This window comes from Bacillus cereus group sp. MYBK30-2 (assembly GCF_051915945.1).
In the GTDB taxonomy this organism is placed as follows: domain Bacteria; phylum Bacillota; class Bacilli; order Bacillales; family Bacillaceae_G; genus Bacillus_A; species Bacillus_A paramycoides.
The window spans coordinates 260,479-276,760 of the sequence record NZ_JBQAFR010000001.1 but is presented as its reverse complement, the minus strand read 5'-3'; the positions used below and the strand labels follow the sequence as shown (position 1 = coordinate 276,760).

Here is a 16,282-nt window from a genome sequence, read left to right as displayed (position 1 = left end):
TTTTGCAAGCCTATCATGCTGACTTAAATGAACGTACTTGTGAGAATACTGCTTTTTTGCAAGATTCAAGGACTATTTGAATGTGGTAGATGCCTTTTTTGACCAGTACGCCTTTATTCCAGTTAAGAATTTCATACGGAATGTCTTTCTCCTTGGCGAACAGCTTGTAATTAGAAGCTGCGTCTGTGCAGAGAACAATGTCAGAATCTAAGCATACACTTAAAGCCTGGTCAATTTCCTCAGCAGTAATCCGCCCTCTGCCAGCTACTTTGGAGAGGATGTTACCATTTCTGTCATGGGCGACGATAACGCTGATTTGTTCATTGTTAATGCCGTATTTTCGTGATTTGCGATGGATAATTCACCTTGTCCCTTTATCACTTTCGAGAAAATAGCCTTTCAAAAAAACACTCATTATACAAGCTCCAAATATTCATCAATATCTTTATGAATTTGCATAAAAGCTTTATTCCAAAATTCATAATCTGTTAGATCAATATCAAAATATTTTTTCATCAGTTCTTCAACTGGGGCCTTTCCTGTTTCTCGTAAAAACTCTTTATACCTCAAATGAAATGCATTTTTATTTTCCAATGCTATTTCAATTAAACTAAAACTCGCTAAATACCCAAATGTGTATGGATAATTGTAAAAAGGAACGTCTGCTATATAAAAATGAATGTATTTCATCCAAACAAACGGCTGATATTCGCTTAATGCATTTCCGTATGCTTCTTTTTGTACCAATATAGATAATTTCTCAATTTCATCAGCACTTAAAGGACCTTCCTTGCATTCTTCATAAAACTTCTTCTCAAACTGAAATGATGCTCGAATTGCCATAACATAATTAAAACTATTTCTTATTTTCCAGCTAAGTAATGATTTTTTCACATCTATACACTCTGTTGTTTGAATTAAATAATTTAATACTACTGTTTCAAAGAAAGTAGACGCTGATTCAGCTGTACTCATTGGCAAATAATCATCTAAAAATGAAGTAGACTGTTCAAAACTCATATTATAAAAATGCCAAGCGTGACCTAGTTCGTGAGCAAGTACTCTTACACTATCAATTGTTCCATCATAACGAAGTGAAATGCGAGATTCTTTTTCACTGAAAAAAGGAGCACAAAATCCACCCGGCGGTTTATTATCTCTCGGTTCAGCATCGATCCAACCATTCGCTATTGCATTCTGTGCGAACTGTGCCAATTCTTCATCTATATTTTTTAGTGCATCATATATGTTTTTTACTGCTACTGAAAAAGGAATAGCAGTCTCATTACTTTCTTTCCATGTCATTAGCCCGTGCCATGTAATTGAATCCTTTCCTTTTTTATAACCGTTTAACGCAATTACTAGCTTCGTAAGATTTTGTTCCGTTGCATTCCACATTTGGGATAATGTAGTTTCAGAGATGCAATTTGCTTGTAGTGATTGTTTTAAAATCTCTGTCCCTTCCATTTCATCACATTTAGCATGACGTAATCTTCCTATTTGATTCAATACAGTAGCAAAGATATCTTTTTCCTTATTCAAAGCATTTGTAAGAGAATTAAATACTATTACTCTTTCATTATGATCATCACTATTCATCGCAACGTAATTTGCTTGTCCAAATGATAAAGTCTCTTTATCGTGTATTACTTCTATCTTATTTCTTAATTGTACATACATATCTTCCCAAGCTTTTAATTCATTTTCTATTAGCTTAATACTCGAATGATTTGCATTAACACTTTGTCCCTTACTAGATTCTATTAATAGTTGAACTTCTTTCTTTAATTGATTTACTTTTACACTTAGTAAAGTGTCTTCAGGATGCTTCTCATCTTCAGCAGCACGGCAATATAAGTAATACTCTGCTTTTTCGATAGCCTGTATAAGTTGTGAAAGGATTACTGAGTCTTTTGTTGTCTTATATTCTATTTTTAACTGTTCTATAGAAAACATAATATCTTGTTCATTAGAATATAGCCTGCATAAATCCCAGTTAGTTGGAGCTTGTATAAGCATATTCATTTTAATAGCCTCCTATTTTTACAAATAGTTACAACAATTTAATCCCTCCATAATTATATATGAATCTTCAATATTTAGATATATCTAAATATTGAAACTTAAACGAATGCATTTTAACATTCCTTATTCTGCTCCCTCCCATTTACAAGTCTACCTTTTATGAAATGTAAATAGCATAAAGACGCTAAAGCTACAAGTATTGGAATAAGTATGACCCCTCCAATAAAGGGATAAACCGCTACACAACATATAAAAGCTATTATAGAAAAAATTTTACCTAACCTATTCTTTATTAACTTAATTCCGGCCGCAGTACCGACTATATATGTAACAATCCCTAACGAGTTCGGTATTAAAACGATTCTATCTATTCTATATTTTATTTAAAGAAAAAAGGATTGATCAAAAGATCAATCCTTTACTCTACTTTATTTAAGAAAAATAATGTTATAACACCAGGTCCTGTATGCGCACCAATTGCTGCACCAATTGTATTAACGATAAATACTTCACAGCCAAATCTTTCTGTAATTAACGTTTTTAATGATTCAGCTGTTTCTAGATCATCACCGTGTGTCATACCAATTGTTTGACCTTTAAGGTCTTTTCCACGCTCTTCCATAATATCAACAATTCGGCTTAATACTTTCTTTTTTCCTCTTACCTTTTCAAGTGGTACAAGTTTTCCTTCTTCCACATTTAAAATCGGCTTAATGTTTAATAAACCACCGATGAAACCGGCTACTTTACTTAAACGTCCACCTCTAACAAGGTACTGCAAGTCAGCTACAGTGAAGATGTGCTCCATATGCTCCATTAGAAAAGCGACACGGTTTAAGATTTCTTCTTTTGATGCGCCTTCTTTTGCCATTTTAGCAGCTTCTAATACGACAAGACCTTGACCGAGTGAAGCACATTTTGTATCGATAATTTCTAAATCTAAATCTAAATCAGCATATGTTTCTTTCACTTCTTCTTTAATAACAACTGACGATTGATATGTACCAGACAATTCAGATGAAAAGGCTAAATATATACAAGGGTTACCTTCTTTTGCATAGGAAACAAACTTTTCTTGGAATGTTTCAAGTGAAGGCAATGATGTTCTGTAAGCAGCGCCTTCTCTCATTTTTTGCAATAATGTAACTGACTTTAATGTAACCCCATCTAAATACTCTGTTTCTGCTTCATCATATACACGGAGTGGAATTAAATCTATATCATATGCTTGCAGCAATTCTTCCGGTAAATCCGCCGCACTATCCGTAATGATTTTAACGCCCATTTTTAAACCTCTATTCTGTTATAAATATATAAAAAAATAAAATAAAAATATTACTTTTAAATTATATACGTAAAACAAGAATGAAGAAAGGGAAAGTACTTTATATTGTATGCACTCTTCTTCAAAACTTTAACTATTTATAAAAATGATTTCGTTTTCACTTATTCCCACTAATTATTATGCCATATATGAATTACAATTTGCCTCGTAATATATATAATGAGAATATTAGTTTTTGTCTAAAGGAGGAACGATTATGGGGATTCAACTAGCTACATCTAATGATTTAGAATGGATTAATATCCAATACGAATCAATAGGATTTGTACCGAGTGATTTAAAGCGAGATAAAGTTGCAATTATTACATACAACGATGAGTATGCAGGTGTCGGTCGATTAGTCCGAATAGATGAAGATACTATTGAAATGGGAGGGATTTTTATTCTCCCTGAATTTAGAGGTCTACAATTAGCTGGGGAACTTGTTTCATTTTTAGTACAAACTGCAAAAAAATTACAAATACAAAATGTGTATTGTCTTCCTTTTAAGGAACTAGAAAGCTTTTATAAAAAATACGGCTTTACTGAAGTTGATAATACTCAAGAAGTTGTCCATCCAATTATTCTAAAAAAATATAATTGGTGTTTAGAAACTTATGATAAACATGTATTACTATTTAAGTTGTGAGTTTTGTAAAAAAGGAGTTAATGTACTTTGTATTACACCTCACATTATAACAAGTAATTATCTATGCTATTTAATTAGCTTCTTTATTCAAACAACATATACGCCAAATCTGTTAAAAATAAAAACCGACTTAAAAAGCCGGTTTTTTAGTCAATAGATTGTGAAATCTCCTCATCATTTAACTAGTTATATTATTCTCCAATTTTTCAATAGGAGTTATTAACCATTCTATGGCAAACATTTTCATTTTCATTCGTTCCCTTTAAATTTTTTAAGTTGTACAATTCGTACAACTTCGCCTTCATTCACCTAGTATTCACAAAATAAGTATCATACGCCTTATCAAAAACATATCCTAGCTTTTCTGCTAGTTTGGCAGACGTATTATTCGCTGCGTCCCAGTTTGGATATTTTCCATTTTCTAAACAATCCAATATTAATGCCGCACTAACTACAGTCGCCAATCCCTTTCTTCTATGATTCGGGTCAGTAGCAACTTCGATTTCGATACCATCATCATAAATACTATATGATGATGCACCGCATACGACTTCCCCATTATACAAAATACTATAACCTACACCTCGATTTACATAATCATCTATTGAACTAAATTGACTTGTAAAATCTTCAGAAACTTTGTGTAATGTAGGGTTATTTGCAATATACTTATCTATTTTTCTTAATTCATATCCATTTGGAAGTACCGTTATAAATGATTTTAATTTTGTACGATTTAACAATTCTATATTTCGTTTGAATTTATACCGTAAAAACTTATCTATTTTTCTTTCATGAAATGCTTCTAAACGATTTTTCCACTCATCACTATTTACAATTACTAAAATTCTTTCAGGAATGTTACGTAATAACTCTTCTGTTTCTACCGCGGTTGGATCTCCGCCATAAAATGTGAAAATCCCCACTGTAATTTGCGCTACTGTCGGATTTTCGAGATTGTTCACCCAAGCGGTGCCCATATGTCCTTGTAAATAAGAAAGTAGAACAACATTATTAAAATCCTCGAACATAGAAACTAATTTTTTTCTTGTATGTATATTTGATTCATATATCATTTACTTTCCTTCTTTCTTTGAAAATCAATTTTCCGCTTGAATACACGTTAATCATCCAAATTTGAAAAGAATGATTCCTTTTTAACAGAAGTTTTGTACTTCATTAAAAAATCAAGTAATTATAAATCATACGCAAATACAAACTCATTATAACATCTACTTACATTGAAATGATGCTATACCTAGTTAATAACTGCTTTTAATTCATCCTACATTCAATACTTCCGCTTCATTTTTAAAGTGAATACATGATTATTCGCAAATAATGAACGAAATATGTGAAGAATATATATTTTTCTATATAAGTACACATAACAATTTCATCTTTTTATAAAAAAGCGTTATAATAAAGTGAAACTTCTATTAGAGAGGGACTTTATCTCGCTCTTATGATTAGTTGAATCAATTGTAGCCTCTACGATTACGTTATAAAGGAGATTAAAACAATGGCTAAAATTAAAGTATACCAAGCAAAAGAAGAAAATATGGAAGCAGTAAAAAACATTATTGATGTTGAGGAACAAAACCCAACGGCTGAAAACTTACAAAATCTATATGAATGTGTATTAGCTACTGAAGATATGGCATTGCCTGAATCATACATTGAAGAAGATATCTTAATTGATTCTATGGAAGTTATGGTTAACGCTTCTCAAAGCAAGCTAAGAGACTTAGGTACATATGATGTAATCGAAGTTCAAAATAAAGGTAAGAAAACACAAATTTTATTATTAGCAGACGAAGAATACGAAATTATTGAAGGTTAATTCGTACATACGAAAAAGCTCCTTTCCAAATTGAAAGGAGCTTTTTCTTTATGCTTTTGATGTTTCACTGTTTATCTTGTTTTGCTCTTTCTTATATACCATGCGCTCATTTCCCATAAAGAAAATGAATACGAACGCTAAACCTGCTGGGACTAACGCCCACATAAATGTATGAACGACTGAACTAGAAAGAGCTTCAATAATTTTATCTAATATTTGCGGTGGAATTTGAGATCTTGCAGATTCTGATAGAATAGCTCTTGAATCTCCCAAAGCATTTGTATTCATTCCCCCGCTCATACCTTTAAATGCCTCTTCTAATTGATCCTGGAAACCAGTTCTTTGAATCATTCCAAAGATTGTAATACCAAGTGTCATACCTAATGAACGAATGAAGTTACTCGTTGAAGTCGCAGACCCGCGCTGCTCCATACCGAAGTTGTGGATAGCAGCCATACTTAGTACAGAGAATGAGAAACCTACTCCGAAACCGATAATAATCATATACACAGTTAATAGTACACGACTTGTTTCTGGTGTTAACGTGCTTAATAAGAATAATCCGATTAGCATAATTACAGCAGAAATAATCATGATATTACGGTAGCTAAGTTTCGATGTTAAAAATCCACCTAGCTGCGCTGTTACGACTGAACCTAACATCATTGGTAATAATAATAATCCTGAGTTTGTTGCGGTGCCACCGTATACACCTTGAATAAATAACGGAATGTACACAGTTGCTGACATAAATGCCGCTCCATAAAATAATGCAATAATTGTACTCATTCCAAACAGACGTTGTTTAAACATTTCAAATGAAATGATTGGCTCTTCTACTGTTCGTTCAATAAAAATAAATCCAATTATTAAAATAGCAAACCCAGCAAATAAACTTAAAATAAAGCTAGAATCCCAATCATACTTTTGCCCGCCTAATTCTAGCGCAAACATTAAACAAACTACTGCACCAACTAAAGTAATTGCGCCGAACCAATCAATCTTTTGCTTTCTATGAACTCGTGACTCTTTATAGAATAATGTAATAAAAATAAGTGCTAAAATTCCAAGTGGTAAGTTAATATAGAACACCCAGTGCCAACTAATGTAATCCGTAATATATGCACCAAGTAATGGCCCAAAGATACTTGACAAACCAAATACTGCTCCGAATAATCCACCCATTTTCCCGCGCTTTTCAGGTGGGAAAATATCAAAAACGATAGTAAATGCGATCGGCACTAGTGCCCCGCCGCCAATACCTTGAATGGCACGATAAATACCTAACTGTGTAATATTTTCAGCAGTTCCACAAAGTGCCGAGCCAATCATAAAGACGATTAAACCGAAAATAAAGAATCTCTTTCTGCCATACATATCTGATAGCTTACCGAAAATCGGCATACCTGCCATTTCTGCAACCATATAGGCAGAAACAACCCATACAAAGTTTTCAAGACCTCCTAAGTCACCAACAATCGTTCCCATTGCTGTTACGACAATGGTATTATCCATTGATGCCATTAAGATGCCCAGCAATAAACCGGCAACAACGAAGCCGAGTTTATTATTCTTCTCAACCATATCTCTTGCTCTCCCTCATACTACTTATATTTGTTTATGTTCTTTTACGACTGATTTCCCTTTCTGGTTAAAACTAGTATGATATTCTACAACACTAATTTCACAGCCAGGACCAATTATAACATGATTTCCTCTTACTACGTCTGCTATTGTATGTTCTAAATAAATATCATCTCCTTCAATAATTGATGTTTGAAGGTTTCCGGCATGACTTGTAAAAGGAATAAATCTCGCTTTTTTACGTACTGTAATCTTTTTCCCACCGATTTCTCTCACTTTACTTCCTTCATAACGTAGTGAGATTTCAATATTTTCAGCATTAAGCAAACCATCACTTTCAAGACCACCAGTTAGTAATAATTTTTCTACCTCTATATCTCCCTTCACATTTAAAGCGCCTTTCACATCTACGAAATCACCTGAAAACTTCCCTTTAACTTCAATCATACCTCTAACTTTTGTTTTTTGAATATGACCATCACCATGTATTTGTGTATTACCATATATTTTTACATATTCCGCTTCTACATTGCCTTGCACTTCACTATCTCCATACACGACATAATGTTTAGCTTTCATATTTCCACGTACATCACTCGTCCCGTATGTCTTAAACTCATTACAACTCATATTGTTAGAGATTGTTCCTTCGCCACGTATCTTTACTTTGTTATATTCTCCCCCCGCTGAATTGCCAGAACCATTTACTGTAAGGCTATGTTGATGTTCCATACTGATTTCTCCCTTCCTTTAAACCTGCTTAATTTCTTTTACATTTGCGCTTTGATCAACATTAAGAACCCCAGTATATTCAATCAGTTCAATCTCACAGTTCGGTCCTACTGTAACATTGTTTCCTCTTACCGTTTTTATGTGAGCATAATCAATATCGATATTGTCACCTTCAAGCAGTTCAGCTTCTAACTGTAAGCCAAATACTGTTTTAAATAGTCGACTAAAAGCACTCAATCTATGTTTTACTTTAATGGTTTGACCACCAATTTCTTTCGCTCTACATGTGCCGTGAATATTTATATTAATTTCATCTGCGCTTAATAATCCACCAACTGTAAATTGTCCCTCTGAAGAAAAAGTATCTACTTCACAATTACCATCAATCGTCGCTTGGCCATTGATTTTAAATTCTTCACCGGTTACATTTCCACCTATTGTTCCTTTTCCTGCAATTTTCAAAGTGTTCGCCTTTACATCTTGTGTAATTGTCGCTTTCCCATCGATTCGCATCATATCTGCACTAACTGTACCCTCAACTTTACCTGATCCACTAATTCTTGCATTACTACTTTTCAAATCACCAGTAACAGTACCATAACCATTACATTCGAATTGGTCACATTCAACGTTTCCATTAACAGTTCCTTTTCCATTTAGTTGTACTTTATGAAACTCGCCGCCATTCGATGAACCGTAACCGTTTATAATTAAATTTTCTGTACGCATTATTTCTCCTCCACTACAACAGTTTTGTTTTTAATGCTTCTGTATAATTCATAATTGCAACACGTAAAACAATCTTTGTTCCTTTTTCAAAAATTAAGTCTTCCACGTTTGATACTAAGAAGCATGTAGAAATCCCTAACTTCCGAATGATAACTAAATCACAATTTTTATGCTTAATCGTTTCATAATTTTCACGTAAAACTTGTAAGACCATTTTCCCTTCTTCTAAGCTAATATCTCCTGATTGAAGAAGTTCTTCTAACATATATACATAAAGAATATCTACAAATTGAAAATCTGCAGCTTTGTTCGTTTGCTCAATGAAAAATTGTAAAACTGGCTCTGAAGCAATGCCCTTACGTACGACATCATCCTTCGTTAAAAGAACCTCTGTTACGCTCGGTGAGAACATATTTGCCAATTCATCAAGTGATAAATCCTCTTTCATCGTTTGGATTTTATCAATACGTTCTAATATCTTTTCTTTTGGAAAAAATGTTTCCTGACCTGTGAACGTTGATTTCCTTACAAACCAATCTTCCGGTATTAAATTTTTTCTCTTCCACCTATATAACTGTCCGTATGAAATACCAGTTAGTTCTAATAAATCTTTTTTTGAAATTAAATCTGTACTCAACTGTATGTCACTCCTTCCTTATAACAATGTAACATAACACTGTTACGCCGTAAATAGACTTTTATCACAAGTAGCGTAACCATGTGTAAAACAAACCTGTCTTACATACAAAAAAGGCTCTTACACACCTCATAAAACATGCGTAAGAACCTTTATACATCAAGGTTTAAACCATATTTCATAAAAATCAATCCAACCTTGTGAATTAATTATTATATTTTGTATTTTTTCATGTGAACTTACTTGCTGTTTGTTACGATATAAAAGAATGATATGAATTTGACGTAACAATGTGTCCTCAATATCACGTAACAGTGTCACCCGTTTATCTAATTGATTCTCTATAAAATAAGGCTGCAATACTTCGTTAAAGTTTATATTGCTATGCTGATGAATAAAGCTATTTTTTGTAAGAAACATATATAGTAAACTCTCTTCAATACGCTCGCTAATTGTCGCGCTATCATGCATAATATCAGCCTTTTGTATCGTACTTATTTTCAACAACTCTTCTGTTTCAAGAAACTCAATATCAATTTTAATTCCGTATTTCGTACATTCTTTTTGTATCCAATTTGAGTCTTCAACATGATCTTGTCCTGTAAATGTATATAGACGTAGCGTTTCATTACGGTATGAACTATCTTTAATAAGTGTATGTATATCCTCATTTGTATGTATTGTACCGCTCTTTGTTAGTACTAATTCTTCTGCTATTTCGCCGCGCGCTCCCTGTAATTCTTCAATAATCGCCTTGCCATGGATAATATTATATAAAGCTTTCCGGAACTGCATATCTCGCATAGGTCCCTCTTTTGCAGTATTTAACGTAACGTATGTTACATTCGACTCAAGTCTAGATAGTTCTTTATAATGCTTTTCTATATTTTTATAACGTGCTTTCGCTAATATATCGTACGTATTCACTCTGCTCTCTACATTCCATAATTCAATTCGATCGAGAAATGGCCGCTCGCGAAAATAAAAATCATTTGCTTCTAATACGAATACATCCTCATTATTTTCACATAACCGAAACGGTCCAGTACCGAGTAACTTTCCATCTTCATCTTCACTTACAATAGAACATTGTTCTGCACTTAAAGCATGTAAAAACAACTTGTTATCAGTAGATAAACGAACCTGCACAATGGAGTCATCTAGAATATGTAAACTTTCAACGTGCTGTAACATCCAAGCATGCGGGTTGTTTTTCGCTTTCATAAATCGCTTAAATGTATGTTCAACATCATAAGCGGTTAGTTCTTTTCTATTATGAAATTGAACGCCTTTTCGTAAGTAAAAGGTCCAAATATGTTTCTGATCATCATATTCCCAATAAAACGCAAGTCTTGGTTCTACACTGTTTGTATTTCCGTCTACATACACTAACGTGTCGTATATATGTTTTACCATATGACATTCCGAACGCATCGTGGCGTATACAGGATCTAATGCAATGTCTAGATTCATTTGAACTTGCAAACGTAGTACATCTCTTCTCCCCTGTGATGTCCTTTCAACTTGATAACCAAATATCGAATCAATCCAAGTTTGAAATTGCGTTAGAAGTGATGGGAAATACGAGCTATATCGCTCAATAAATGCGATCCCACTTTTTACGTCTCCTTGTTTCGTTATTTCTTTTCCTCTTTCCAAAATTAAAGAAAGTGGATGCTTTTGAAAGGATAACTTCGAACGATTCCCTCTTCCGCGGCCTGGAAACCATAAAATCCAATTTAATTCTTCTAATTTTTTTATAATTAGTTTACTATTTCTCTCTGTACAAAATAATGTTTCAGATACAGTTTGTATTGTTATTTCTAATTTCTCGCCCTCTGATCTCCCTTTTCCATACTGGAGCCATAGGTTCATATATTGCTCCAAAATAGTCATAAAACGCCCCCTAAAAGATGAAAAATCTTCCTCTTTCATTCTACCCTTTTTCATTTCTATATTCCATCTTATCATTTCAATATAGAAAGGAGGAAATAGAAATGCATCAACTTATAAAACGTTATAATAAGCCCATTCTCATTCGATTGTTAGGTGAATTATTAATTCGGACGACTGAATCAATGCTAGCTATCATTTTTATTGTTCATGTTAATAAAGCTTTAAATGGTAATGTCATAGTTACGATGCTTCTTTTCGGATTACAGCCACTCGCTGACATTGTGTTTACATTAATCGCTGGAGGTGTAACAGATAAATTCGGACGAAAGAAAATCATGTTACTCGGATTACTTTTACAAGCTTTCGCCGTAAGCGGATTCGTTTTTGCTGAATCAGTCGCATTTTTCGCCTTATTGTACGTCTTAAATGGTATTGGCCGCTCTTTGTATATTCCGGCACAACGCGCTCAAATCGCTGACTTAACAAAGGAAAAACAACAGGCAGAAATATTTGCTGTTTTGCAAACGATGGGAGCAATCGGCTCTGTAATTGGCCCATTAATCGGCGCATTTTTCTATAATAGTCATCCTGCGTACTTATTTATTGCACAAGGTGTGACTCTTACTCTTTATGCCGTGGTCGTATGGACACAACTTCCTGAAACAGCTCCATTCATAAAAAACGTTAATAAAACTAAAGAAGTATACTCACCAAAACATTTCATTTCGAAACATTACGCTGTGTTTGGACTTATGGTTTCTACTCTACCTATTAGTTTTTTCTACGCTCAAACAGAATCAAATTATCGTATATTCGCCGAAAGTGTATTTCCAAATTTTCTATTCGTACTCGTATTTATCTCAACTTGTAAAGCTGTCATGGAAGTGTTTCTCCAAATTTCCCTTGTGAAATGGTCTGAAAGATTTTCTATGCCTAAAATCATTGTTATTTCTTATACTTGCTTTACTATCGCTGCGATTGGCTACGGTTATTCCACAACAATATGGTCATTATTCTTTACATTACTCTTCTTAGTAATTGGGGAAAGTATTGCTTTAAATCATTTACTACGATTCGTTGCACAAATGGCTCCAAGTCATAGACGTGGATTGTACTTTTCTATATACGGTATACATTGGGATATTTCAAGAACTTGTGGCCCTCTAATAGGAGCATTGTTATTAAGTAACTTAAACGGCAGTACACTATTTTATATTTGCGCCTTCTTATTAATAATCGGCGGCATCATTCAAGCATTTTTTGTTCAATCGTTAGAAAGGAACAAAGTAAAAGAGCTGTCCCTATAGGAACAGCTCTTTCATTTAACCTGCCATTTTATTAATACTATCTTCCGGTGAAAATACAGAAATATGATCTACTTTACCAGTCGATTTCGGAATAACAAATTTCAACTCGAACTGATTATTTACTTTATAGACGTTTATTTTGTCATTACCGTTTACTTTAACAGATGCTGGTTTTCCTAAAGCCTTTTCAATTTCCTGTAACGTAATCGATTTGAGTTCTGAATGATAAGAGCGAACGTCAAAGACTTGTGATCCTTTATTAAATCCAAACGCAACATTTTTATTTGTAAAAGTCGCATACATCCCGTTTCCTGCTGTCTCAGTCTTATCCGCTTTCCCCCATGCCTTCTCAATTTCTTCAATATCACCTGTATGTGCTGCATAAGGAACATTAGGCACTTTACCTTCTTTCGCTTGTTCAAATAAATCTTTAATATGGTTAATTGATTTTTGATTAAGCGCTGTATTTTTCGAATTAGAATTTGTTGACGGTTTTGCTGAATCTTGGCCTTTGGGTTTTTCCACAGGTTCTTTCTCTTTTTCCGAAGCAGTGTCCTCATTCTTTTTACTCGTATCTGACGTATCGCTCTTTTTTTCTGTACTATTTTCTGATGTTGAATTAGTTTGTTTCTTTTCCTCAGCCTTATTACACGCGGTTAAAGCCGCTACACACGTTAAGGTTAGGAACAATATAAGCACTTTCATATATACTTTCATCATTTTCAGCACCCCTCTTCAGCATATTCACTTTTGCAACCATTCCATTACACTACCCTTCAAATTATTTTTGCTCCAAAAAGTAAGTGCTTCGCCTTCCCCGAGAGTATGCACGATATACTCCATATACGATGTGCCTAAAAAATAACCTAAGCGATTGTATCCGAAATGGTCCCCTCCTGATAGACGGAACCATTCTTTCTCTTTTTCATCTGTCCATCCTTTAACATAATCTTGTAAAAAACGTTTCTTAATGTGCTCTTCATTTTCTTTATAACATTGTAACGATGGATCACCATCACTACTATATGAATAGTAAACGGACTCACGTAAACCTTTAACTATTTGTTGTGATAAATAGGTCGCGACCCCTTCACGATATAAACTTACCGCCGGATCAGTCCATTCAGCCTTTGTCCAATCCATCCCATTCTCTTGTAACACCACATTATGATATATATGTCCGATCTCATGAGCAACGATAACACGGAGATGCTCCCTTTCAGAAGATAATTTCTCTGCCGCAAAAAATATATCTCCAATAATTTCCCTTTCCACAAATGCATTGGAACCAAATCCACCAACAAATAAATGAAATGTTACATTTACTTCAAAGCCAAATTGAGTACGATAGCGCTCAATTACTTCTTGAATAATAGATGGTAAAGTTTCCGAAATGATAAGAATGTCTTCTAGTTTTACTGGATACTTTTCAATCGCATTAGAAAGACGTTCTTCCGTTTTCGGACAGTGAAACTTAAAATACTCTTCGAATGCTTCTGGGTGTTTATCATAATAATTGTTTAAGTCGTCCAATCCTATATGATTGTTGTCAAAAAGCTGAAAAAAACTTGGAATTGTATTGTTAATCATCTTATTCATCTCCTTGTATGCATACACCTTCTCTCCTTACTTGTTACAATCCTCCTTCTATAGCTTTAATGAGTAGCCAAAAAGGATTCTGTAAATGCAAAAAACCAACAGGAAGTGTATAATCATTCCCTGCTGGTTTTATATTGTAAATATGTATTTTTACACTTCGATAGATTTACCGTCTTCAACAATATGGTAAAGTAAGTGCGCTAAATGATGAATTGGACCATACTCTTCCTCTTCTTCATTTGTTTCACCTTGGAATTCAAGATCATTTAAGTATAATGCTAAAAATTGATAGAACAATTTCAAATCAAATCCGTAGCAAGCACTTGGTTCTTCATGATCTCCTTCATATTGTAACATTAAGTATTGGTCGTTTCCTTCTGCATCTTCTGCATCAAAGAATACGAAGAAACCAACGTTTGTATCTAAATCAAATAGATGACGAGTACCTTTTTCTGTTGCTTTATCGAAGTCCTCTTCACTTAATTTATGTACTGTTGTTGCCTTTGCATTATCCTCTTGATGAAAATTTACTGTAAATGTTTTCAATGCTGACACCTCCTGATTGTATAACAGTAGCATAACATATAAAAAGGACTGCTTACAAATGTAAACAGCCCCCTGAATTCATTTCCGCATTGCACGGAATATAAAGCTTACGATAAAAATTAAAATAATCGCACCTATTAAGGCCGGAACAATCGCATACCCGCCTATAACAGGTCCAAATTTACCAAGTAATAACGTACCAAGCCAAGAACCGACAATACCCGCAATAATATTTCCAATAACACCGCCCGGTACATCTTTTCCTGTAATTAAACTTGCAAACCATCCTAAAATACCACCGACAATTAAAGACCAAATCATATAATTACCTCCTTTATTTTTGACCAATAAAATTATAATCAGAAACAATTGCTTACCATTAGTTATGTTACATTTTTCGTAAGTTATTCGTGAGTTAAAAATCATACATGTATGCTCAACTTACTAAGGACAATCTGGCTTCAATATTGTTCTTATAAATTCGTCTTTAAAAGCTTGATAATTAAAATCAACCGCAACACTTTGACCTCTTGTTACATCATTTGTCGTACTAATCCAAACTGATGATTTTTTTTATTCAAAAATATCATCAGTTATAAATGAAATGAACGGAAGTAAATCGTGAATCGGACTCCCTCTAATGCCTGGATATTCTTTTTTGTAAAAGTTCTCGTAATAAAAATCAATCTTTGGTTTAATAAGTTTCGCCTGCCCTGTACCTTCTTTATTAATAATATCAATCATTTCAGGGGTAATAAGAGCTCGTTGCGTTACATTTAAAGGGTATATAGTAGCATTCTTTGTATATTTCATAACGATATTCGCCGCAATGGGATCTCCATAAAAATTAGCTTCCGATACTGCTGTAACATTACCCGGAAATAGAAAAGCACCGCCCATTATAGAATAAGAACATACTCGATTCATTAAATTGGGGTACAATAAAAATAATGTTGCAAGTGTTGTTAATCGTCCCGTCGCCACAATAATACTATCTTCTGGACAAGGCTCAATTAATTTAATCAATTCACAAAAATTTTCTCTGTCACAAATTCTCATTTTCAGTGGAATAATTGGACCTAAACCGTGATCACCATGAATTTCAGTGAAAAATAAAGGTTCTTCTGCTGTCACATCGGTCTACTAGCACCTTCAATTATCTTCACTTCTGTAGCATAGTATCTTTCTAAAAAATAAACATTTTCCGTAACAATTTCCCGTGACACATTACCATACTCTGCAACGATACCTATAATGTCTAATTCGCATAAATTAACGCTACCGCATCATCAATACCAAAATCTCCGAAAAAAATTATTTTTTTTATTAAATTTCCTCCCCCCTCTCCAGCATAATCTACTATCATTATTATGCGAAAAAGACAAGGGGGTGAAACGGAGATAATTAAAAA

The 16,282-nt window shown here is 33.7% G+C and carries 15 protein-coding genes and 2 pseudogenes; 3 read left to right on the top strand and 14 right to left on the bottom strand.

The features are described 5' to 3' along the window. Positions 1–414 precede the first annotated feature (414 nt). The 3 genes and pseudogenes from ACTFQM_RS01415 to ACTFQM_RS01405 form a co-directional block, all read right to left on the bottom strand. A complete protein-coding gene (locus tag ACTFQM_RS01415; protein ID WP_440033196.1) occupies positions 415–2,025 on the bottom strand; it encodes a M3 family metallopeptidase in 1,611 nt (536 codons plus the stop codon). A 113-nt stretch (positions 2,026–2,138) separates the two neighbouring features. After that, positions 2,139–2,396: pseudogene (locus ACTFQM_RS01410) on the bottom strand (APC family permease); the annotation flags it as partial. A gap of 47 nt (positions 2,397–2,443) precedes the next feature. Further along, the gene (locus ACTFQM_RS01405) at positions 2,444–3,310 is read right to left on the bottom strand and encodes a DegV family protein (protein ID WP_440033195.1); all 867 of its coding nucleotides are present in this window, start codon (positions 3,308–3,310) and stop codon (positions 2,444–2,446) included. 256 nt (positions 3,311–3,566) lie between these two features. Here ACTFQM_RS01405 and ACTFQM_RS01400 point away from each other — a divergent pair, with 256 nt between their 5' ends. Continuing rightward, on the top strand, positions 3,567–3,998 hold the full coding sequence (locus ACTFQM_RS01400; RefSeq protein ID WP_002172351.1) for a GNAT family N-acetyltransferase: 432 nt from the start codon (positions 3,567–3,569) through the stop codon (positions 3,996–3,998). Between the two features lie 305 nt (positions 3,999–4,303). On the opposite strand, the gene ACTFQM_RS01395 is transcribed toward ACTFQM_RS01400, so the two are convergent. After that, positions 4,304–5,074 carry a GNAT family N-acetyltransferase gene (locus tag ACTFQM_RS01395; RefSeq protein WP_440033194.1) on the bottom strand — a complete coding sequence of 257 codons (771 nt, stop codon included), beginning with the start codon at positions 5,072–5,074 and terminating at the stop codon, positions 4,304–4,306. 446 nt (positions 5,075–5,520) lie between these two features. Between ACTFQM_RS01395 and ACTFQM_RS01390 the strand changes: the two genes are divergently transcribed. After that, on the top strand, positions 5,521–5,841 hold the full coding sequence (locus ACTFQM_RS01390) for a hypothetical protein (RefSeq protein WP_001062736.1): 321 nt from the start codon (positions 5,521–5,523) through the stop codon (positions 5,839–5,841). 48 nt (positions 5,842–5,889) lie between these two features. Here ACTFQM_RS01390 and ACTFQM_RS01385 read toward each other — a convergent pair whose 3' ends face one another. The 5 genes from ACTFQM_RS01385 to ACTFQM_RS01365 all read right to left on the bottom strand — a co-directional run bounded on the left by ACTFQM_RS01385 (position 5,890) and on the right by ACTFQM_RS01365 (position 11,458). Continuing rightward, positions 5,890–7,425: an MDR family MFS transporter gene (locus ACTFQM_RS01385; protein WP_440033193.1), complete on the bottom strand. Its 1,536-nt coding sequence runs from the start codon at positions 7,423–7,425 to the stop codon at positions 5,890–5,892. Positions 7,426–7,449: 24 nt separating this feature from the next. Next, on the bottom strand, positions 7,450–8,157 hold the full coding sequence (locus tag ACTFQM_RS01380; RefSeq protein ID WP_002172354.1) for a hypothetical protein: 708 nt from the start codon (positions 8,155–8,157) through the stop codon (positions 7,450–7,452). An 18-nt stretch (positions 8,158–8,175) separates the two neighbouring features. Continuing rightward, complete coding sequence (locus ACTFQM_RS01375) at positions 8,176–8,886, bottom strand: bactofilin family protein (RefSeq protein WP_002172355.1); 711 nt, start codon at positions 8,884–8,886, stop codon at positions 8,176–8,178. A 13-nt stretch (positions 8,887–8,899) separates the two neighbouring features. Continuing rightward, complete coding sequence (locus tag ACTFQM_RS01370; protein WP_440033192.1) at positions 8,900–9,523, bottom strand: YhbD family protein; 624 nt, start codon at positions 9,521–9,523, stop codon at positions 8,900–8,902. Between the two features lie 159 nt (positions 9,524–9,682). Continuing rightward, the gene (locus ACTFQM_RS01365) at positions 9,683–11,458 is read right to left on the bottom strand and encodes an ABC transporter substrate-binding protein (RefSeq protein WP_440034364.1); all 1,776 of its coding nucleotides are present in this window, start codon (positions 11,456–11,458) and stop codon (positions 9,683–9,685) included. 62 nt (positions 11,459–11,520) lie between these two features. On the opposite strand from ACTFQM_RS01365, the gene ACTFQM_RS01360 reads away from it, so the two are divergent. Then, a complete protein-coding gene (locus ACTFQM_RS01360; protein WP_440033191.1) occupies positions 11,521–12,726 on the top strand; it encodes an MDR family MFS transporter in 1,206 nt (401 codons plus the stop codon). A gap of 15 nt (positions 12,727–12,741) precedes the next feature. Here ACTFQM_RS01360 and ACTFQM_RS01355 read toward each other — a convergent pair whose 3' ends face one another. The 5 genes and pseudogenes from ACTFQM_RS01355 to ACTFQM_RS01335 form a co-directional block, all read right to left on the bottom strand. Next, positions 12,742–13,446 carry a YjgB family protein gene (locus ACTFQM_RS01355; protein WP_440033190.1) on the bottom strand — a complete coding sequence of 235 codons (705 nt, stop codon included), beginning with the start codon at positions 13,444–13,446 and terminating at the stop codon, positions 12,742–12,744. 24 nt (positions 13,447–13,470) lie between these two features. Further along, the gene (locus ACTFQM_RS01350) at positions 13,471–14,316 is read right to left on the bottom strand and encodes an aminopeptidase (protein ID WP_440033189.1); all 846 of its coding nucleotides are present in this window, start codon (positions 14,314–14,316) and stop codon (positions 13,471–13,473) included. A gap of 159 nt (positions 14,317–14,475) precedes the next feature. Beyond that, positions 14,476–14,871, bottom strand: coding sequence for a hypothetical protein (locus ACTFQM_RS01345; protein ID WP_002172361.1), 396 nt, complete (start codon positions 14,869–14,871; stop codon positions 14,476–14,478). Between the two features lie 78 nt (positions 14,872–14,949). Beyond that, positions 14,950–15,192 carry a GlsB/YeaQ/YmgE family stress response membrane protein gene (locus ACTFQM_RS01340; protein ID WP_002172362.1) on the bottom strand — a complete coding sequence of 81 codons (243 nt, stop codon included), beginning with the start codon at positions 15,190–15,192 and terminating at the stop codon, positions 14,950–14,952. Positions 15,193–15,315: 123 nt separating this feature from the next. Further along, positions 15,316–16,237 (bottom strand): annotated as a pseudogene (locus ACTFQM_RS01335) (nucleoside hydrolase). Positions 16,238–16,282 lie beyond the last annotated feature (45 nt).